Annotated in this window: 15 protein-coding genes; 9 read left to right on the top strand and 6 right to left on the bottom strand. The window is 63.3% G+C overall.

Annotated elements, in window-relative coordinates:
- The first annotated feature begins 82 nt into the window (after positions 1-82).
- Entirely contained in the window at positions 83-1321 is a 1239-nt protein-coding gene (lysA, locus tag BGI01S_RS14910) for a diaminopimelate decarboxylase (protein ID WP_042326524.1), read from the top strand.
- Between the two features lie 25 nt (positions 1322-1346).
- Here lysA and BGI01S_RS14905 read toward each other — a convergent pair whose 3' ends face one another.
- The gene (locus tag BGI01S_RS14905; RefSeq protein WP_042326523.1) at positions 1347-2267 is read right to left on the bottom strand and encodes a LysR substrate-binding domain-containing protein; all 921 of its coding nucleotides are present in this window, start codon (positions 2265-2267) and stop codon (positions 1347-1349) included.
- 128 nt (positions 2268-2395) lie between these two features.
- Between BGI01S_RS14905 and BGI01S_RS14900 the strand changes: the two genes are divergently transcribed.
- Both BGI01S_RS14900 and BGI01S_RS14895 read left to right on the top strand, forming a co-directional pair.
- On the top strand, positions 2396-3163 hold the full coding sequence (locus BGI01S_RS14900) for a transporter substrate-binding domain-containing protein (protein ID WP_042326522.1): 768 nt from the start codon (positions 2396-2398) through the stop codon (positions 3161-3163).
- Between the two features lie 39 nt (positions 3164-3202).
- Positions 3203-4318 (top strand): succinylglutamate desuccinylase/aspartoacylase family protein, encoded by a 1116-nt coding sequence (locus BGI01S_RS14895; protein ID WP_042326521.1) that lies wholly within the window; start codon positions 3203-3205, stop codon positions 4316-4318.
- 53 nt (positions 4319-4371) lie between these two features.
- Here BGI01S_RS14895 and BGI01S_RS14890 read toward each other — a convergent pair whose 3' ends face one another.
- From BGI01S_RS14890 to BGI01S_RS14875, 4 genes are all read right to left on the bottom strand, one after another.
- Positions 4372-4638 carry a cupin domain-containing protein gene (locus BGI01S_RS14890; protein ID WP_042326520.1) on the bottom strand — a complete coding sequence of 89 codons (267 nt, stop codon included), beginning with the start codon at positions 4636-4638 and terminating at the stop codon, positions 4372-4374.
- Positions 4639-4764: 126 nt separating this feature from the next.
- Positions 4765-4992, bottom strand: a complete 228-nt coding sequence (locus tag BGI01S_RS30205) for a hypothetical protein (RefSeq protein ID WP_157004178.1) — start codon at positions 4990-4992, stop codon at positions 4765-4767.
- Between the two features lie 260 nt (positions 4993-5252).
- The gene (locus BGI01S_RS14880; RefSeq protein ID WP_042326518.1) at positions 5253-7400 is read right to left on the bottom strand and encodes a phosphocholine-specific phospholipase C; all 2148 of its coding nucleotides are present in this window, start codon (positions 7398-7400) and stop codon (positions 5253-5255) included.
- A gap of 60 nt (positions 7401-7460) precedes the next feature.
- The gene (locus BGI01S_RS14875; RefSeq protein WP_232624427.1) at positions 7461-7958 is read right to left on the bottom strand and encodes a hypothetical protein; all 498 of its coding nucleotides are present in this window, start codon (positions 7956-7958) and stop codon (positions 7461-7463) included.
- Between the two features lie 67 nt (positions 7959-8025).
- On the opposite strand from BGI01S_RS14875, the gene BGI01S_RS14870 reads away from it, so the two are divergent.
- The 5 genes from BGI01S_RS14870 to BGI01S_RS14850 all read left to right on the top strand — a co-directional run bounded on the left by BGI01S_RS14870 (position 8026) and on the right by BGI01S_RS14850 (position 16144).
- Positions 8026-10020 (top strand): amylo-alpha-1,6-glucosidase, encoded by a 1995-nt coding sequence (locus tag BGI01S_RS14870; protein ID WP_042326516.1) that lies wholly within the window; start codon positions 8026-8028, stop codon positions 10018-10020.
- 50 nt (positions 10021-10070) lie between these two features.
- Positions 10071-12902: an MGH1-like glycoside hydrolase domain-containing protein gene (locus BGI01S_RS14865; RefSeq protein WP_042326515.1), complete on the top strand. Its 2832-nt coding sequence runs from the start codon at positions 10071-10073 to the stop codon at positions 12900-12902.
- 154 nt (positions 12903-13056) lie between these two features.
- Positions 13057-14667 (top strand): glucose-6-phosphate dehydrogenase, encoded by a 1611-nt coding sequence (zwf, locus tag BGI01S_RS14860; RefSeq protein ID WP_042326514.1) that lies wholly within the window; start codon positions 13057-13059, stop codon positions 14665-14667.
- Between the two features lie 63 nt (positions 14668-14730).
- Positions 14731-15543, top strand: coding sequence for an ROK family protein (locus BGI01S_RS14855; RefSeq protein ID WP_042326513.1), 813 nt, complete (start codon positions 14731-14733; stop codon positions 15541-15543).
- 37 nt (positions 15544-15580) lie between these two features.
- On the top strand, positions 15581-16144 hold the full coding sequence (locus BGI01S_RS14850) for a YbhB/YbcL family Raf kinase inhibitor-like protein (RefSeq protein ID WP_042326512.1): 564 nt from the start codon (positions 15581-15583) through the stop codon (positions 16142-16144).
- Between the two features lie 92 nt (positions 16145-16236).
- Here the strand turns inward: BGI01S_RS14850 and BGI01S_RS14845 are convergent, their stop codons facing one another.
- Complete coding sequence (locus tag BGI01S_RS14845) at positions 16237-17232, bottom strand: aldo/keto reductase (RefSeq protein WP_042326511.1); 996 nt, start codon at positions 17230-17232, stop codon at positions 16237-16239.
- Between the two features lie 457 nt (positions 17233-17689).
- On the opposite strand from BGI01S_RS14845, the gene BGI01S_RS14840 reads away from it, so the two are divergent.
- The gene (locus BGI01S_RS14840; RefSeq protein WP_042326510.1) at positions 17690-19918 is read left to right on the top strand and encodes a TonB-dependent receptor; all 2229 of its coding nucleotides are present in this window, start codon (positions 17690-17692) and stop codon (positions 19916-19918) included.

The raw sequence follows: 19918 nt of genomic DNA, 5'->3' as shown, positions 1-19918 counted from the left end.
AAGAATTGGTATTTTACCGAATGACCGCTTCTCAGCATCATATCGGTCACCGTAATGTTTCGACACCGAGAGAAGAAGCGTGATGCCATTCAACCCCCGACAACTCGTCAAACTCGCCCAGCAGCACGGTACGCCGCTGTGGGTGTACGACGCCGACGCGATTCGCCAACGTATCGCCGAGCTCCGCAGTTTCGACGTGATCCGTTACGCGCAGAAGGCGTGTTCGAACGTGCACATTCTGAAGCTGATGCGCGCCGAGGGCGTGGTGGTCGATGCGGTTTCGCTCGGCGAAATCGCGCGCAGTCTCGCAGCGGGTTTCTCTCCCGACGGTGACCCCGAAGGCGTGGTGTTCACCGCGGATCTGCTCGACCACGCGACGCTCGCCGACGTGCTCGAACATCGCGTCACGGTCAACGCAGGCTCGCTCGATATGCTCGAACGGATAGGACGCCATGCGCCCGACGGCCACCGCGTGTGGCTGCGGATCAATCCGGGTTTCGGTCACGGCCACAGCAACAAGACCAACACCGGCGGCGAGCACAGCAAGCACGGCATCTGGCTCGACGACGTACCGCGCGCGCTGGAACTGGTGCGTCGCTATCGCTTGACGCTCGTCGGGCTGCACATGCACATCGGCTCGGGCGTCGACTATGCGCATCTGGCGCGCGTCTGCGATGCGATGGCCGATGCGGTGACCGGTCTCGGCCACGATATCGAAGCGATCTCGGCGGGCGGCGGCTTGTCGGTGCCGTATCGCGACGGCGAGCCGCGTATCGACGTCGATCACTACTTCCGGCTTTGGGATGCGGCGCGTCGGCGGATCGAATCGCACGTCGGGCATCGCGTGCGGCTCGAAATCGAGCCGGGGCGCTTTCTGGTCGCCGAGGCGGGCGTGCTTGTCGCCGAGGTGCATGCGTTGAATCGGCGTCCGACGCGGCAATTCGCGCTGGTCGACGCGGGCTTCAACGACCTCGTGCGGCCGTCGTTTTATGGCAGCCACCATCGGATGAGCGTGGTGAAACGCAGCGGCGAGCCGAGCGCCGCAGCACTCGACTCGTTCGCGGTGGCCGGCCCGTTGTGCGAAGCGGGCGATGTGTTCACGCAGGCCGAAGGCGGCGTTGTCACGAGCCGGTCGATGCCCGCGCCGGAAGTGGGCGACTTCGTCGTGTTCCATGACGCGGGCGCGTATGGCGCGTCGATGTCATCGAACTACAACAGCCGGCCGCTCGCGCCCGAGGTGTTGCTCGACGCGAGCGAGGCGCGGTTGATTCGCCGCCGTCAAACCATCGGCGAATTGATCGCGCTCGAAAACGTGGAGTGAGAGTGCGCGGAAGTCCCCGCTAAAGTCACCTTGCGCGCACCGTGCGCGTGTACGACGCGATCATCGTCGCCAACTCCTGCGCGGCGGGCGTGAGCGGAATCGCCGCGCGTTGCAGCAGACACACGTTCTGTTCGACCGCCCGCTCGCGCACCGCGATCGACGCGAGCGTGCCCGCCAACGGCCCGCGCTTCGCCACGATCGACGATTCCAGCGACAGGCAATCCGTCGCGCCGACCAGGTGCAGCGTCTCGTACAGACCTTCGACCGTCGCGATGATTTTCGGCGGCGGCAAGCCGTGGCTTTCGAACAGATGACTCAGGCGGTTCACGTGCGGCTCTTCGGTGAGATTCGGCGAGCGCGTCGCGACCCACGTGCAGTCGACCAGTTCGGCAAGCGACGTCGCGCCCGCTTTCGGATGGCCCTGGCGGCATACGATCACCGGATCGGACGGGTACAGCGGCGTGACCGACAGGTCGGCCGTGTCGGTATGCTTCGACACCAGCGCGACCGCGAAGTCGAGCGTGCCTTCGCGAATCCACGAAATCATCATGCGCGACGTGCCGGTGCGCAGGTGCACCGCGACCCGCTCGAAACGCGTGCGAAAGTCCATCAGCACGGGGGCGAGCGCATCGACGAGCGGCTCGGTCGTCATGCCGAACGTCACTTCGCCGACGTAATCACCGCGCAATTGCTGCACTTCCTGCTCGGCGCGCTCGCATTCGCCGATGATCGCGCCGGCCCGTTGCAACAGCCGCTGACCGAGCGCGGTCAGCGCAATGCCACGATTCGTGCGGATGAAGAGCGTCGCGCCCAGCATCGATTCCAGGTTCTGCAACTGCTGCGTGATGCCGCTCTGCGCGATGCCGAGCGCGCGCGACGCCGCGCGGATGCTGCCGTGCTCGGCGACCGCCGTGAACGCACGCAGTTGGGAGATCGTCAACGCCATGAGGATTCCGTTCGATGATCCGGTGATCGGTAAAGGTGATCATGATAGTTCGAATGGGCCTTCTTTGAGGCGCGGCGGCGTCATACGATGGCGCGGTCCTCCTCCGTCCCTCCCACACTCGGTCTCCCATGAAAATTGCGCTGATGATCCTGAGCGCCGCGCTGACTTTCAGCAGCGGTGCGTTCGCCGCCGACGCCGGCACGCTGCGCCTCGGCATCGACCCGAGCTATCCGCCGATGGACGCCAAGGCGCCCGACGGCAGCTTCAAAGGTTTCGACGTCGACCTCGGCAACGAAATCTGCCGGCGTATTCACGCGCGCTGCCAGTGGGTCGAACTCGAATTCTCGGGGATGATTCCGGCGCTGCAGGCGCGCAAAATCGACGCGATCCTGTCGTCGATGGCGATCACAGAGAAGCGCGAGCAGCAGATCCTGTTTTCGTCGAAGATCTTCCAGTTCAAGTCGCGATTGATCGCGCGGCAGGGCTCGCCGCTCGCGGGCGGCACGAACGCGCTGGCCGGCAAACAGATCGGCGTGCAATCGGGCACGCAGTTCGAGGGCTACGCGCTGAAGAACTGGGCGCCGCTCGGTGCGCACGTGACCGCGTACAAAAGCCAGGACGAAGTGTTCGCCGACTTGCAGAACGGGCGGCTCGACGGCGCGTTGCTCGGTTCGGTGGAAGCGGACATCGGCTTCCTGCGCACGCCGGCGGGCAAGGGCTTCGCGTTCGTTGGCGAGCCACTCTCGATGGGCGATCGCGGCGTGGGCATCGGCCTGCGCAAGGACGAGACCGCGGTGCAGGCGTCGATCAATGCGGCGATCGCGTCGATGCTCAAGGACGGCACGTACGCGCAGATCGCGAAGAAGTACTTCGACTTCGATCCGTACGGCAATTGATTCATCGACTCCCGACACTTCTTCTTCAGGTTTCCGTTCATGAACAGGCAATCGATTCCGCTTCTCTCGCCGGCTATCGGCACGCACCGCGAACTGGTGTCGTTTCACTTCGGCCCGACGAATAGCGGGCAGAAGATTTATATCCAGTCGTCGTTGCATGCCGACGAAACGCCCGCGATGCTGACGACCGTGTTGCTCAAGCGCCGCCTGCTCGAACTGGAAAAGCAGGGCGCGCTGAACGCGGAGATCGTGCTGGTGCCGGTGGCGAATCCAGTTGGGCTCGGACAGTACGTGCTCGGTCAGTTTCTCGGGCGCTTCGATCTCGGCAGCGGCAAGAACTTCAATCGACACTTCCTGCAGTTCTCGAAGCTGGTCGCGCGCGCGAAGGAGGCATTGGGTTCCGATGCGACGGAGAATCGGCGTATCGTGCGTGAACTGATCGCGGCCGAGTTGGCCGAGCAGAAGCCGCTGACTGAATTCGAGTCGCTGCAACTGGCGATGCTGAAACTCTCATTCGATGCGGACGTGGTGATCGATCTGCATTGCTCGCTCGAAGCGGCGATGCATCTGTACACGAGCGAAGCGGCGTGGCCCGAGTTCGAGCCATTGTCGCGCTATCTGGGCGCGCAGGCGTCGTTGCTCGCAACCAACTCGGGTGGCGAGTCGTTCGACGAAACCCATAGCCTGCTGTGGTGGACGTTGCAGCAGCAGATGCCGGCCGGCAAGCCGGTGCCCACCGGCACGATTGCGGTGACGGTGGAGTGCCGTGGTCAGCGTGACGTGTCGTACGAAGTGGCGCAACGGGATGCCGACGCGCTCGTCGATTACCTCGTCTGGCGCAATGCGATCCGGCAGGACGCGCGGCCTTTGCCCGCGTTGCTGTCGCCGGCGACGCCGCTCGCGGGGAGCGAGCAGTTTTACGCACCTGTCAGCGGGATTCTGATTCATCGCGCGAAGATCGGCGAGACGATTCGTGTCGGGCAGGCGTTGTTCGATATCGTCGATCCGCTCACCGACGAAACCACCACGATCACGAGCAACACAGAAGGCGTGCTTTATATGCGCCGCGCGATCCGCTTCGTGACGGCGGGGGCGCCGCTGGGGCGCGTGACCGGAGCGCGGCCGTTCAGAACCGGCGTGTTGCTGGGAGCCTGATTTGTTACGCGCGGCGCGGTACTTCTCTAGCCGCGCATACGCCGCGCGCCTTTCTATTTCCTTCCGACCAGATAAGTCACGCCATTCGGACCGTAGCGTTCCGAATGCGCTTTGTCGGGCGGCAAATGGAATACGTCGCCGACCCGATAGGTTCGTTCTTCATCGCCAATGCGTATTTGCAGTTCGCCTTCGAGGATCAGCGCTTTGGCCTCGAACGAATGCGAGTGGATGTCCATCGCGGCGTTGGCTTCGCGCGTGACGACCACGGCGTCGGGAAAGCCGTCTTTCGTCAGGCTTTCGGTGAAGGTGTTGCGGTCCATGTGGGTCTTCCTTGGCGGGGCGATGGGGGGAGGACTTAATGTAACGCTATGCGGGGGATTTTGCAGGGGATGCTTTTGATGTGGATGATATACAGCCGGGAAGCGTACGAGTGCGGGCGAATCTTTCTAACTGCCGGGCAGAAGCAGGCGGTTGAGGAAGGTAAAAAATTTGCTCAACGTGCCTACGCTGACGTGTGGGCTCGCGATGCCGCCCTCGTTCAGCGCGTGCGCAACTTCCTTGGCGGCAACTTTCACTGGCACGGGCGTCTTTTGCAACGAGGCACCGACCTCGAGGTTATCCAGACCCTTTAGTCGATGATCCGTGGCGAGAGCGTTGTACTCGTTGCCGAGCAATCGCGCTCAGGCGGCTCGACTGCCACCATGACGCAGCCACCCGTAGCAATGCCCAGTTTTCGCGAATCGTTGATGACCGGCTACGGGATGACTTACGAAGCGGCATCGAATTACATCGACGGTTATAACGCGATGGTGGATCGCGGCAGGAAGGTGGCGGCGCGTTATGCGAACAGGGCTGTGTCGTTCATGCCGCCGCCGAACGCTTCCAGTCGGGGCTCCGCTCACGCATCGCGGCAGCGAAGCCCCCGCCCCTCACCTCAAACCAGCACCGGCGCCACCGCCGCCGGATCGCTGATGCTCGGCCGCCCATTCTCGACGTGACCCGCGAGACGCCGCGAGAAGCTTGCGTCGTCATTGCTCGTCACCGTCAGGTCGTACCAGTGATGACTCGCCGCGAGTACCCATCCCTCTTCGATATGCACGCCGGCCGGCACGAGCACCGGACGCGTACGCGCGCCGTACGCGTTGTCGGTCACCGTCAAACGGGCGATACCGCCGCCGCTGTTGCTGAACTTCAGGAACAGGTTGCCATTCGCGACGTCGTATTGCGCCTTCACCTCGGGCTGCGCCGGCTTGTTGTTGCCAAACAGGCCCAGGCCGTGCGACGGATGCGTGGTGGTCTGCTGCGTATTGCCCGCGAACTTGCGCACGAAGCCGTTCGGCCCGAACACTTCGAACGCGTACACGCCGTTCGTCGTCGTCAGGTCGAACGTTTCGCTGAGCGACTTGCCCGCTTCGACCGTATAACGCCACGGACCGTCGGTGCGATTCGTCGAGTACACGTAGAAGTGCGCGCCCTGGTCGCCCGTATTGCCGAGCGAAATCTGGAACGTGCCCTTGTTCGCGTCCGCTTCGCCGTTTACGTGCAGCTCGTACGGCAACGCGCGCGCGAACCGAATCCCGCTTTCCTGCGGATCGACGACGCCCGGCGTCGCGGGTACGGTCGGCTTCGGCTGCGTCGCGCACTGGTTGTCGGCGATGCTCTTGTAGTTGCTCGTGTCCGGCAGCGGCGGCACTTTCGAGTCCGGCGTGCGGAAGTCGAACGCGGTGGTCAGGTCGCCGCACACCGCGCGGCGCCACGGCGTGATGTTCGGTTCGTGAACGCCGAAACGCGTTTCGATGAAGCGAATCACCGACGTGTGATCGAACACCTGCGAGCACACGAAGCCGCCCTTGCTCCACGGCGACACGATCGTCATCGGCACGCGCGGGCCGAGACCGTATGGCAAACCGTCAGCGGTATAGCTGCCGCCGCGCCCCGGATTCACCACCGTGTGAATTTCGCCTTCGGTGCTGACCGTCGACTTGCCTTGCGCGGCCGTCGTCGCCGGTTGCGGCGGTACGAGGTGATCGAAGAAGCCGTCGTTCTCGTCGTACATGATGAACAGCACGGTCTTGCTCCACACCTCGGGATTCGACGTCAACGCATCGAGAATCTGCGACGTGTATTCGGCGCCGTATGCGGGCGTATATTGCGGGTGCTCGGAGTACGCGGCCGGCGGGCACAACCACGACACTTGCGGCAGCTTGTTCGCGAGCACGTCGGCTTTCAGATCGTCGATCGTGCGCACGGTTTGCGCGCGCTCATACAAAGGCGAGCCCGGTTGCGCGTTGATGAAGTTCGTGAAGTTCTGCAGGATGTTGGTGCCGTAGTTGCCGTTCAACGGATCGGAGCCCGACGTGCCCTGCTGATAAACCTGCCACGAGATGCCCGCCGCTTGCAGACGCTCCGGATACGTGGTCCACGAGAGCAACTGATAATTCGGCGGGCCGTCGCCGTCGACCCAGTCGTTATTGTCGAGCAGCGGCCCGCCGAGCGTACCGGTCGGATCGACCGTGCCGCTCATCAGATACGAACGGTTGGGGTGCGTCGGTCCCGGCAGCGAGCAGAAGTACGCGTCGCAGATGGTGAACGCATCGGCCAGCGCGTAGTGAAACGGAATGTCGCTGCGCAGGTGATAGCCCATCGTCATGTTGGTCTTGTTGGCCGGCCACTGATCGTAGCGGCCGCCGTCGATCGCGGCATGGGTCTTGTACCACGAGTGATCCAGGTCGCCGACGCATTGAGCGCTGGTGGTCGACGTGTCCAGATGGAACGGCAGCACCGGCTTGGTCGCGTCCGCTTTCGACGGCTGATACCAGACCGGCTTGCCGTTCGGCAGCGGAATCGGGAAGCGGTCGTTGTAGCCACGCACGCCGCGCATGTGGCCGAAGTAGTGGTCGAACGAGCGGTTCTCCTGCATGAACACGACGATGTGCTCGACATCGCGGATCGTGCCCGTGCGCGAAAACGCGGGCACGGCCAACGCATTGCGAATCGACTCGGGCAGCGCGGTCAGCGCGGCGGCAGCGCCGGCGGAAGATGCGACGGTCTGCAGGAAACGGCGACGGCTAGTTGATGTCATCGAATATCACCTTCTGCGGAGGGAAAGAATAGCGCGCGTCGGCGCGCGGGGAAAAGCAGGTCAGTTGTTGCTGGCGTTGTCGCCGGGTGCGTAGCGCATGACGGGCGTGACTTGCTGGCTATCCGCCGCGAGACTGGCCTGCATGTTTTGCGTGATCGGATCGGATGCGGCGGCGGCGACCGCCGCGAGCGGCGCCGAGGCGTCTGGCAACGCGGCCGATAAAGACGCCTGACGTGATGCGGCGTTGCTTGCTGCGTTGTTTTCCGCGTTGCTCACCGAGGGGTTCGCCGCATCGTTCGCGGAAACGCCAGGCGACGACGTCGCCGTCGATGGAGAGTCATCCGCGCCGCAAGCGCTCAGCGCAAATGCCGTGAGTGCGAGCAACACGACACTCGCGAGGCGTTTGTCTCTTCTCATGTCTGCATCCGTTTTGTGAAAGCGGGTGCAGTCTCTAATCCTTTCAAGAAATAATTGTGAAACGTTTGCGAGTAGCAGAACTTTCGCGCATTCGTTTGTTTTTCGAAAGGGAATGGAAAGTGATAAGAAGGACAATGTCACCGTAATGCCATAGGCGTGATGCTTTTGGCATACCGAACGATTAACGGCTTTGCATAACGGTTAGTCCATGACACGCATCGAACGACCCTTCGACCTCACGCGTCTCGAAGATGAATGGCTGGAAGCGGACGGCTTCGGCGGTTTCGCATCGGGCACGGTGGGCACGTTGCGCACGCGGCGTTATCACGCGCTGCTGTTGAGCGCGACGCGCGCGCCGGGTGGACGCATGGTGCTCGTCAACGGTGTCGAGGCGTGGCTGGAGGCGGGAGGGCAGCGCTATCCGTTGAGTATGCAGCGGTATGTGCCGGATGTGATTTATCCGGACTTGAGCGCGAGTCTCGTCGGATTCGACACTATGCCGTGGCCGACATGGCGTATTCAATGCGAGTCGTTTGGCGTGGTGAAGGCGGAAGTCTTCGTCAGCAAAGCGACATGCGAAACGGTTTTGCGGTGGCGGCTCGCGGGCGCTCTGGCAGCGGCGGCGGCTGCTGAAACGAATGCGCTTGTGTTGAAGGTCAGGCCGCTGTTGTCGGGCCGCGATTATCACGCGCTGCATCATGAGAATGGCGCGTTCAACTTCGACGCACACACCAGCGACGATCGCTCGTGCGTGAACTGGCAACCGTATGGCGACTTGCCGGTCATTCATGCCGCGACGGATGGCGTCTACACGCATGCGCCCGATTGGTATCGTCACTTCTGCTACGTACGCGAACAGGAACGCGGCCTCGATTTCAGCGAAGACCTCGCGACGCCAGGCGTATTCAGCTTCGACCTGAACGAGCGCGATGCGGTGATGATTCTCAGCGCGTCGAGCGCAACGGAATGCGCCCACGCGCGAGCTACCACCAAGCCCAGCGCAACTCACGCCACGGAGCTCGCCCGTCTCGAACAAGAACGCCGCACGGGATTGGGCTCGCGTCTGCAACGTTCCGCCGACGCCTACGTCGTCTCGCGCAACGAAGGCCGCACGATTCTCGCGGGATTCCCGTGGTTTACCGATTGGGGCCGCGATACTTTCATCGCGATGCGGGGCCTGCTGATCGCAACGAACCGACTCGACGAAACCGCCGCGATCCTGCTCGAATGGTCGGGCACGCTGTCCGAAGGCATGCTGCCGAACCGTTTCCCCGACTACGGCGACACGCCGGAATACAACTCCGTCGACGCATCGTTATGGTTCATCGTCGCGGTGCACGACTATCTGGCCACGGGTCACGCGAACGCCGGGACCCGCGCGCGTCTGCAACAGGCCGCCGACGCGATCCTCACCGGCTACACGAACGGCACGCGCTTCAATATCCAGGCGAGCACCGGCGACGGCCTGCTGAGCGCCGGCATCCCCGGCGTGCAACTCACGTGGATGGACGCGAAAGTCGGCGACTGGGTGGTGACGCCGCGCATCGGCAAACCGGTCGAAGTGCAGGCGCTGTGGATCAACGCGTTGCGCATTGCAGCAACATGGAATCCACGATGGCAATCACCCGCGGAGCGAGCGTCGCAAGCGTTTCAGCAACGCTTCGTCGATCCAGCCACGCAAGCGCTGTTCGACAACATCGACGTCGATCACGTGCGAGGCGCGATAGACCGCTCGATTCGCCCGAACCAGATATTCGCGGTGGGCGGTCTGCCGTTTCCGCTACTCGACGGCGCGGCGGCGCGCGCGGTGCTCGCGCAGGTCGAAGCGCAGTTGCTCACGCCGCTCGGTTTGCGAACGCTCGCGCCGACCGACCCCGCGTATCGCGGACATTACGGCGGCTCGCCGTTGCAACGCGATGGCGCCTATCATCAAGGAACCGTCTGGCCGTGGCTGCTCGGTCCGTTTGTCGACGCTTGGCTGCGGGTTCACGGCAACACGGCGGAAACCCGCGCGCAAGCCAGGGCGCGTTTTCTCGACCCGCTCTACGCGCATCTCGATCACGCGGGCCTCGACCATCTGTGTGAAATCGCCGACGGCGACGCGCCCCATGCACCTGCGGGCACGCCATTCCAGGCGTGGTCGCTGGGCGAGTTGCTGCGCGTCGAAAACCTGCTTGCGCGGTTGGAGCCCATCGCCGCGTAAACCGCGCTACGATGTGTGTCCCGCCGCCAGGCTGAAGCAAGGACGAAGTCATGCCACCGCTGCGCGCTGCCAATCTGCTCGCCACCATCGAAGGCTCACGCCTGCACTCGGCCGATTGCGCCCACTGGCAACGCTGGGGCCCGTATCTGAGCGAGCGCCAATGGGGCACGGTGCGCGAGGACTACAGCGCGGACGGCACCGCCTGGGACTCCTTCCCGCACGACCATGCGCGCAGCCGCGCGTATCGCTGGGGCGAAGACGGCATCGCCGGTTTCGGCGACGACAAGCTGAGCTGGTGCGTGTCGCTCGCGTTGTGGAACCGCAAGGACCCGATCCTCAAGGAGCGCCTGTTCGGCCTCACCAACTCGCAGGGCAACCATGGCGAGGACGTGAAGGAACTGTACTTCTACCTCGACGGCACGCCGACCCACTCGTACATGCGAATGCTGTACAAGTACCCTCACGCCGCGTTCCCGTACGAAGATCTGGTGCAGGAAAACGCGCGCCGTGGCGGCGACATGCCGGAGTACGAGATTCTTGACACCGGCGCGTTCGACGACCTGCGCTATTTCGACGTGCAGGTCGAATACGCGAAGCACGCGGCCGACGACATCGTGATGCGCGTGACGATCGACAATCGCGGGGACGAGTCCGCGTCGCTCGACGTGCTGCCGCAAATCTGGGCGCGCAACTCGTGGTCGTGGAAGGAGAATAAGGACAAGCCGTCGCTGGTCGCCGGCACGGACCATAACGGCGACGCGCACCTGATCGGGCGTCAGCACGGTCACGAGCCGATTGTCGTGACGGCGTGGTCGAAGGACACGCCGCAACTCGCGTGGCTCTTCTGCGAGAACGACACCAACGTCAAGCGTCTGTTCAACATGGACGGCGCGGGTCCGTTCAAGGACGGCTTCAACGACTATCTCGTGCACGGCGATCAGCAGGCGATCCGTCACGACGCCGGCACCAAGGCGGCAGCGCATGCCGCGCTCGAACTCGGTCCGCATGGGCGCGCGGTGGTGTACCTGCGCTGGCGTCCGCAGTCGGCGCCCGACGACGTGCGGTTCGACGCCGACGCGCTGTTCGCGCGCCGCATCGCCGAGGCCGACGAATTCTATGGCGCGTTGCAGCACGAGATCGCCGATCCCGACGCGCGCCTCGTGCAGCGCCAGGCCCTCGCCGGCATGCTGTGGTCCAAGCAGTACTACCAGTACGACGTGCAACGCTGGTTCGAAGGCGATCCGCTGCAGCCCGCACCACCCGCGAGCCGCAAGCACGGCCGCAATGCGGACTGGCGGCATCTGTGCAATGCGGACATCGTATCGATGCCCGATAAATGGGAGTACCCGTGGTACGCGTCGTGGGACCTCGCGTTCCATGCGACCGCGTTCGCGCTGATCGATCCGGCGTTTGCGAAGCGTCAGTTACTGCTGCTGGTGAAGGACCGCTATCAGCATCCGAATGGTCAGCTGCCCGCGTACGAATGGGCGCTCAGCGACGCCAACCCCCCGGTGCATGCGTGGGCCGCGTGGCGCGTGTATGAGATCGATCGCGCGCTGACCGGCAAAGCGGATCGCGATTTCCTCGAACTGGTGTTTCATAAGCTGCTGCTGAATTTCTCGTGGTGGGTAAACCGCAAGGACGCCGATGGCCACAATATTTTCCAGGGTGGCTTTCTCGGGCTGGACAACGTCGGCATCTTCGATCGCTCGTCGCCGCTGCCGACCGGCGGTCATATCGATCAGGCCGACGGCACCGCATGGATGGCCGCGTATGCGCTCGACCTGATGCGGATCGCGCTCGAACTCGCGTACGCGAACCATGTGTTCGTCGATATCGGCGTGAAGTTCTTCGAGCACTTCCTGTACATCGCCGAAGCCGTGAGCTGCGAAGACGGCTGCGATACGGGCCTGTGGGACAGCGAAGACGAGTTCTTCTACGACAAGCTGCGCCTGCCCGACGGCAGCAACGTGCCGATGCGGGTGCGCTCGATCGTCGGGCTGATTCCGCTCTTTGCCGTGCACGTGCTCGAAGAACGTCTGCATGGCGGCTTGCCGTGTCTGCGCGAGCGGCTCGTGTGGTTCCTCGAACATCGGCCGGATCTCGCGCGGCTGGTGTCGCGCTGGAACGAGCCCGGCAAGGGCAACGCGCTGCTGCTGTCGCTGCTGCGCGGTCATCGGATGAAAGCGCTGCTGCGGCGTGCGCTCGACGAAAGCGAATTCCTGTCCGATCACGGCGTGCGGGCGCTGTCGCGCTTTCATCGCGATCAGCCGTTCGTGTTCAATCACAACGGCAACAGTTTTTGCGTCAAGTATCTGCCCGCGGAATCCGACACGCGCGTGTTCGGCGGCAATTCGAACTGGCGCGGTCCGGTGTGGATGCCGGTCAACTATCTGCTGATCGAATCGCTGTACGAATTTCACCGCTATTACGGCGACGAATTCCGCGTCGAGTACCCGACCGGCTCGGGGCAAAAGTTCTCGCTCAGCGAAATCGCCGACGAACTCGCGCGCCGCGCGACCACGCTGTTCCTGAAGAACAAGGACGGCGAGCGGCCGGTGATGGGCGCGTATCCGCTGTTGCAGGCCGATCCGAAGTCGGCGGATCTGGTCCTGTTCCACGAGTACTTTCATGGCGACAACGGGCGCGGTGTCGGCGCTTCGCACCAGACCGGCTGGAGTGGGCTCATTGCGTTGCTGCTGCAACCGCGAGCGATGGCGGCATCTGGCAATGTGCCGTTGGCGGGGGAACCGGCGCGGGCGCCTATTCCTACAGCGCCATCCACCGCGACGACGGCTGCTGCGCAAAGCGTCGCGCCAGCGTGCGCAACCGAGCCCGCGCCTGAACCGGCGTCCGCATTCGCCACCCCGGTGACAAAGTAGCGCGTCACGGCCGACTCGCATGCGGCGAGGTTACATCGGCCCTACAACGCAGCGTGCCGTGCAATTCGCGTGATCGTTTTTGAACTGTGCGGGTTCAAGCGTGGTCTTTCATGTACCGCCACGTCCGTTTCATTGGCTTCCTCAAGTGAATCCCATGTCGACTACACCGAACACCCAGACCTCCGATCACGCCGCCGCCCAGGCTCCGAGCTGCAAGGTCAGCGCGGGTCCGCACGATGCGCCCGCGTCACCGCCCGGCAAGCGGCCCGCGCCACCCTGCACGCTGGTGATCTTCGGCGCCGGCGGCGACCTCACGAAGCGGCTGCTGATGCCCGCGTTGTACAACCTCGCGGTGGACGGCCTGCTCGACGGCGCGATGAAGATCATCGGCGTCAATCATGGCGAGCGCGAGACGGCCGAGTGGCGCGAAGACCTGCACAAGTCGTTGCAGCAATTCGCCGCCGACAAAGCCAGCACCTTCCACGCGGGCAAGCTCGACGACCACGCGTGGGACTGGGTCGCGCAACGCCTCGAATACGTGGCCGGCGAATTCGAAACCGACGACACCTTCACGAAGCTCAAAGAGAAGCTCGCGCGGTCGCCCGGCGGCAACGTGATTTTCTACCTCGCGGTCAGCTCGCGCTTTTTCAAACCGATCGTCGAGCATCTCGGCAAGGCGGGTTTGCTGAAGGAAGCAGAAGGCGAGAGCGGCGGCTTCCGCCGTCTCGTGATCGAGAAACCGTTCGGCACCGATCTCGCGACGGCGCGCGATCTGAACGCGCACATCCTGTCGTACGCAAAGGAAGAGCAGGTGTATCGCATCGATCACTTTCTCGGCAAGGACACCGTGCAGAGCATTCTCGCGGTGCGCTTCGCGAACGCGTTGTTCGAACCAATATGGCGGCGCGAATATATCGACAGCGTGCAGATCACGGCGGCGGAAACGATCGGCGTGGAAGGACGCGGCAAGTTCTACGAACAGACCGGCGCGTTTCGCGACATGGTGCCGAACCACCTGTTCCAGTTGCTCGGCATGGTCGCGATGGAACCGCCCAATTCGTTCGACGCCGAAGCCGTGCGCGACAAGAAGGCCGAGATCTTCGACGCGATCAAGCCGCTGACACCCGACGACGTCGTGTTCGGCCAATACGAAAAAGGCCCGGCGGGCGTCGGCTATCGCGAAGAGCCGGACGTCGCGCCCGGCAGCACGACCGAGACTTATGCGGCGGCGCGCGTGTTCGTCGAGAACTGGCGCTGGGCCGGCGTGCCGTTTTATCTGCGCACAGGTAAGCGGCTCGCCGCGCGCCGCACGGAAATCTCGGTGCAACTGAAGCCGGTGCCGTTCCGGCTGTTCCGCGATACGCCGGTCGACGCGCTCACGCCGAACGTGCTGACCTTGCGCATCGATCCCGCGCACGGCACGAGCTTCGACTTCAACGTGAAAACGCCGGGGCCGGTGATGCAAATCGGCGCGGTGCAATCGTCGTTCGACTATGCGGACTTCTTCGCGGCGAGCGCGAACGTCGGCTACGAGACGCTGTTGTACGACTGCATGCTTGGCGACGAGACGTTGTTCCAGCGGGCCGACAGTATCGAAACGAGCTGGTGCGCAGTCGACGACGTGCTGCATCCGAAAGACGGCGGCGCGATGCCGGTGCACGGTTACGCGGCCGGCAGCGAAGGTCCTGCGGAGGCGGACGCGTTGCTCGCGCGCGACGGCCGCGCGTGGCGGCCGTTGCAGAAGAAGGCAGCCGGAACGAAGTGACGCCGGCACGGGTGATGCCAGCAAGTAACGCCAACATGCGCATCAATATGAACGGGGGACATTGTGGCAACACGCAAGACAACGGGTAACACGAAAGTAGCGGGCAGCGCCGAGCGGATTCTCGCCATCGACGTCGGCGGCACCGGCCTGAAAGCCGCGATCATCGATGCGGACGGGCAGATGAAGACCGAGCGCGTGCGCGTGGACACGCCGCATCCGTGCACGCCGGATCAACTGGTGGATGTGCTGGCGAAGCTGGTCGCGCCGCTCATCAAACAGGCGCCGCCCACGCTGATGTCGATCGGCTTTCCGGGCGTGGTGCGCAACAACCGCATTCTGACCGCGCCGCACTTCGGCATCGAAGGCTGGCACGACATTCCGCTCGCCGACTCGCTGGCGCAACGTCTTGGTGGCTTGCCGGTGCGCATGATCAACGATGCCGAGATGCAGGGCTTCGCCGCGATCGAAGGACGTGGCCTCGAATTCGTGCTGACGCTCGGCACGGGCGCGGGCACGGCTATGTTCCGCGACGGCGAGTTGATGCCCCATCTCGAACTCGCCCATCATCCCGTGAGCAAGAAGGGTGTCGCGTACGACGAATACATCGGCGAGGCCGCGCGCGAGAAGGCGGGGAATAAACGCTGGAACCGGCGCGTTCATAAGGTGATCGGCATTCTGGAATCGCTGGTGAACTACGACAAGCTGTGGATCGGCGGCGGCAACGCGACGCGCCTTAAGTTCGAACTGCCGCCGAACGTGGCGACCGTTTCGAACGATGCGGGTATCGAAGGCGGCGCGCGCTTATGGCATCCGCGCTCGGTGCGCGAAACGCGGCAATTGCCGGAAGCCAACCAGCGTACGGGACCATTCAAGTGACAGCGGTGCTATGAGCGCCCGACAAGGAGTGTTCGCGATGACGCGAAGCAGCTTTGACATTGCCCGACGTTTGCTCTGCGCCAGTGCCTGCGCGGTGTTCGCGTTGGCGAGCGCGCACACCTATGCGGTGGAGGCGTTCGCGGTGGCGTCGCCGGGTTTGGCCGACGGCGGCGCGCTTGATGCGAGCCACGCGGCAAGCGCCAACAACTGTGGCGGCGGCAATGTGTCGCCGGCGCTGCAATGGCGCAATGTCCCCGCCGGTACGAAGAGTTTCGCGGTCACGATCTTCGATCCGGACGGCGCGAAAGGCTTGGGCATCGTGCATTGGGTGCAGTACGGCATCGCGCCGTCGACCATGGGACTCGCGGCGGGGGCCGTGCCGCCCGGCAGCATCGCCGGTACGAATCGGACCGGGGGCACGGGCTACTACGGACCGTGTCCGCCGGTTGGGGACGTGCCGCATCACTACGTCGCGCAGGTCTATGCGCTCGATCTGCCGCCCGATGCGTTGCCGGCCGGCTTGACCCGCGACGCGTTCCTCGCGGCCATCAAGGATCATGTGATTGCCGCGACGAGTACCGTGTTGCGGTACGGGCGGTGACGTCGTCTGTCTTGACGGCGGCGTGAAGGCGAGGCGGCGCATCGCGTCGCTTCACCTCGCTGCCTCATGCCGCCGTGAAAACCCAACGCCGCTTACCTGGCGGCATCGCCCCATCGATATTGCACGCTGGCCTCATCGAGTTGCGTCTTGATCTGTGTATCGAGCACGAGCTCGGAGGCCGCGAGCGTATCGCTCAACTGCTCTGCGCGGCTTGCGCCGATAATCGCCGAGGTCACGAGCGGATTGGCCAGCACCCACGCAAGTGACACTCGCGTCAACGACTCGCCGGTCGACGCCGCGATCGCCTTGAGTTGCTCGATCGTTTCGAATTCACGCTTATGCCAATACCGCTCCTGGTACATCGCCCCAGCCTTGCCGACGCTTTCGGTGAAACGCCCACTCGCCGGCGTCGCGTCCAACTGGTGCTTGCCCGTCAGCAAGCCGCCCGCTAGCGGGTTGTAGGGCATCACCGCCAATTGCTCCTCGGCGGCCAACGGCAACAGCTCCCGTTCGATCTGACGGAACAGCAGGTTATAGCGCGGCTGCACCGACACGAAGCGCGCGACGCGCAGCACGTCGGCGCGTCCCAACGCGCGCGCGAGCCGGTACGCGAGAAAGTTCGATACGCCGATATAGCGCGCTTTGCCTGAGCGCACGATCGTATCCAGTGCTTCGAGCGTTTCGTCGAGCGGCGTGCTCGCGTCGTCGGAGTGGAGCTGGTAGAGGTCCACGTAGTCGGTGCCGAGCCGACGCAGCGAAGCGTCGATGGCATCCAGTAAATGCTTGCGCGACGCGCCCTGGTCCCACGTCGACGGTCCCATCTTGCCGACCGCCTTGGTCGCGAGAATGAAGCGCTCGCGCTTGCCCTTCAACCAGCGTCCGACGATCTCTTCCGTGCGCCCGGCAATCTGCTCGCCGCCGCCGAGCGGATAAACATTGGCCGTGTCGATGAAGTTCACACCGGCGTCCGCCGCAGTATCGAGGATGCGATGCGAGGCATTTTCCTCGGTTTGCAGACCGAAGGTCATCGTGCCGAGACACAGTCGCGAAACAGTCAGGCCGGTGCGGCCGAATTTGCGGTATTGCATGGTCAACAACTCCGAAGAAGGAACGGAACAAGGGGAATGTAGCGAGTGTTGCAAAAAGGATAAACCGTATTGCAAATAAATATTGGCTGTGTGTTTTGGTGTGATGTTATTAATTTGAAAGTTTAAATTTCGACGAGGTGAGAAGCCTGCCTTATGGGTGCTTGAAATTCTGAGTGCATAAATTACGAGTCGTAATAAACGCAAACTGTCAGTCGAATAAAAATTACGAACGCCATACGCTCGTAAAGGCCGGAAATAATTCCCTTACGAGAAGTAACCAACGGCGCGATTGATGCACTTTGACGCATGTGGAATGATAGCGATTCTCATTTGACCACCAGCCAGCCATCCCGTCCCGCTGCGTCATTAGGCGACCGGAAGCCAGCCAATTGCAGCTTGCCATTCATTCCATGGGAGACATGCGAATCGGGCAAGCGCACACCTGACGGGATTTCCAATGTTCAACCACACGCCGCTTGCGACTGCGTTAGCGCTAGCTTTTGCCATTCCATTTGCGACACCGGCCGTCGCGCAGACTGCTCCTCAAACCGCGTCGCAACCTGCGGCCGATAAGAACCCGGCAAACGGATCGGCAAACGCACCGACCAACGCACCAACCGGCACCGCCACCGAGAGCGGCACGCTGCCGACCATCGGCGTCGCGGCGCAGGCTGAACAACAGGACTTCCAGGCGGAACGCTCGACCGTCGGTGCAAAGACGCCGACCGCCTTGCGCGATATTCCGCAGACCGTCACCGTCATCAACAAGAGTCTGCTGGCTTCGCAAGGCGCGACGTCGTTCACCGACGCGCTGCGCAATGCGCCCGGCGTGACGATCGGCGCGGCCGAAGGCGGCCAGATCGGCAACAACATCAACCTGCGCGGCTTCACCGCACAAAACGACATTTACCTCGACGGCTTCCGCGACCGCAACCAGTACTATCGCGACACGTTCGATCTGGAGTCGCTCGAAGTGCTGTACGGCCCGTCGTCGATGCTGTTCGGCCGCGGCTCGACAGGCGGCGTGATCAATCAGGTCTCCAAGAAGGCGCAGTTGAAGGACTTCGCGGAAGTCTCGGGGATGGTCGGCACCGACGACCGCTACCGCACCACCGTCGACGTGAACCATAAGCTGACGGATACCGCGGCGATTCGCCTGAACGCATTCGGCCAAAGCCTGGGTTCGACGCGCGACGTGATGAAGAACAAGGACTTCGGCATCGCGCCGGAAGTGCGCTTCGGCATCGGCACGCCGACCGAGATCACGCTGTCCGCGCTGATCCAGCACAACCACGACATGCCCGACTACGGCATCCAGGCGTTGAACGGCCGTCCGTCGCCGGTGCCGAGAAATACCTTCTACGGTCTGACCGATGACCGCACGATCCAGGACGTGCAGATCTTCACGGCTGCAATCAAGCACAAGTTCTCGGACGCGCTCACCCTGACCAACCAGACGCAGTTCTCGCATTCGGAGACCGACGCGCGCGAAACCGCGCCGCAATCGGTGCTGACCGGGCCGCTGTCGTCGAGCACCGCGTTGACCAACGGCAACTTCACGACGCTGTCGCCATCGCAATTGTTCATCAAGCTGCAGAGCCACGATCGTGTGATCGAGAACCGCGCGATTTACAACGACACGATGCTCGAATACAAATTCGACACCGGGCCGATCAAGCATGACCTGATCGCCGGCTTCGAGATCGGGCACGACAGCTATACGAACCAGGCGTACACGCGCGGCAACCTGCCGATCGTGCCGATGCTGAATCCGCCGATCATGAGCACGCCGGGCAACGTGACGACCACGGTCGGTAACTACGCCGACTCCGGCGCCACCGAACTCGGCGCGTACCTGAACGACACCGTGTCGCTGAACCAGCACTGGAAGGTGATCGGTGGCTTGCGCTGGGATCGTTTCCAGGCGGCGATCAACAACTCGATCAGCCTGCCGGCCTACGCGAGCCAGACCAACTTCTTCACCAGCGTGCGCGCGGGCGTGATTTATCAGCCGACCGACTGGCAGTCGTACTACGTGTCGTACGGCACGTCGTTCAACCCGTCGCTCGAAAACCTGACGGTGACGAACCTCACGCAAAACCTCGCGCCCGAATCGACCAAGTCGTATGAAGTCGGCGGCAAGTGGGATCTGTTCGGTGGCAACATCTCGGTGACGTCCGCGCTCTTCCGCGAAGAAAAGGACAACGCCCGCACACAGGTCTCGCCGACCGAGTACGAACTCGCCGGCGACATCCGCGTGGACGGTTTCCAGGCGGCCGTGACCGGCCACATCACCGACAAGTGGCAGGTGTTCGGCGGCTATACGTACATGGACGCCGTGATCCTGAAGGCGCTCGACGGCACGCAGGGACACACGCCGGCCAACACGCCGCGCAACACGCTGACGTTCTGGACCACCTACGCGATCACCCCGCATTGGGAAATCGGCGGCGGCCCGATCTACATGTCGCCGCGCTATGCGTCGAACACGAACTACGTGCGGGTGCCGGGCTACACGCGCTGGGACGCGACCGCGGCTTATCACGCGAAGAAGTTCGACGTGCGCCTGAACCTGTTGAACCTGACCAACAAGGAATACTTCGACGCGCTGATTCCGTCTGACGGCGGCCGTTCGGTGCCGGGTATCGGGCGCACGTTGCTGGCGACCTTCGATTACCGTTTTTGA

Origin of the sequence: Paraburkholderia ginsengisoli NBRC 100965 (assembly GCF_000739735.1) — a bacterium.
Classification (GTDB): Bacteria; Pseudomonadota; Gammaproteobacteria; order Burkholderiales; family Burkholderiaceae; genus Paraburkholderia; species Paraburkholderia ginsengisoli.
Note: the sequence above shows the minus strand (reverse complement) of the source record. Positions and strands in the feature narration are given on the sequence as shown.

What these genes read in the sequence shown, in the direction of transcription:
- lysA (WP_042326524.1), top strand. Translation starts at nt 83, where the DNA reads ATGCCATTCAACCCCCGACAACTCGTCAAACTCGCCCAGCAGCACGGT.
- BGI01S_RS14905 (WP_042326523.1), bottom strand. Translation starts at nt 2,267, where the DNA reads ATGGCGTTGACGATCTCCCAACTGCGTGCGTTCACGGCGGTCGCCGAG.
- BGI01S_RS14900 (WP_042326522.1), top strand. Translation starts at nt 2,396, where the DNA reads ATGAAAATTGCGCTGATGATCCTGAGCGCCGCGCTGACTTTCAGCAGC.
- BGI01S_RS14895 (WP_042326521.1), top strand. Translation starts at nt 3,203, where the DNA reads ATGAACAGGCAATCGATTCCGCTTCTCTCGCCGGCTATCGGCACGCAC.
- BGI01S_RS14890 (WP_042326520.1), bottom strand. Translation starts at nt 4,638, where the DNA reads ATGGACCGCAACACCTTCACCGAAAGCCTGACGAAAGACGGCTTTCCC.
- BGI01S_RS14880 (WP_042326518.1), bottom strand. Translation starts at nt 7,400, where the DNA reads ATGACATCAACTAGCCGTCGCCGTTTCCTGCAGACCGTCGCATCTTCC.
- BGI01S_RS14870 (WP_042326516.1), top strand. Translation starts at nt 8,026, where the DNA reads ATGACACGCATCGAACGACCCTTCGACCTCACGCGTCTCGAAGATGAA.
- BGI01S_RS14865 (WP_042326515.1), top strand. Translation starts at nt 10,071, where the DNA reads ATGCCACCGCTGCGCGCTGCCAATCTGCTCGCCACCATCGAAGGCTCA.
- zwf (WP_042326514.1), top strand. Translation starts at nt 13,057, where the DNA reads ATGTCGACTACACCGAACACCCAGACCTCCGATCACGCCGCCGCCCAG.
- BGI01S_RS14850 (WP_042326512.1), top strand. Translation starts at nt 15,581, where the DNA reads ATGACGCGAAGCAGCTTTGACATTGCCCGACGTTTGCTCTGCGCCAGT.
- BGI01S_RS14845 (WP_042326511.1), bottom strand. Translation starts at nt 17,232, where the DNA reads ATGCAATACCGCAAATTCGGCCGCACCGGCCTGACTGTTTCGCGACTG.
- BGI01S_RS14840 (WP_042326510.1), top strand. Translation starts at nt 17,690, where the DNA reads ATGTTCAACCACACGCCGCTTGCGACTGCGTTAGCGCTAGCTTTTGCC.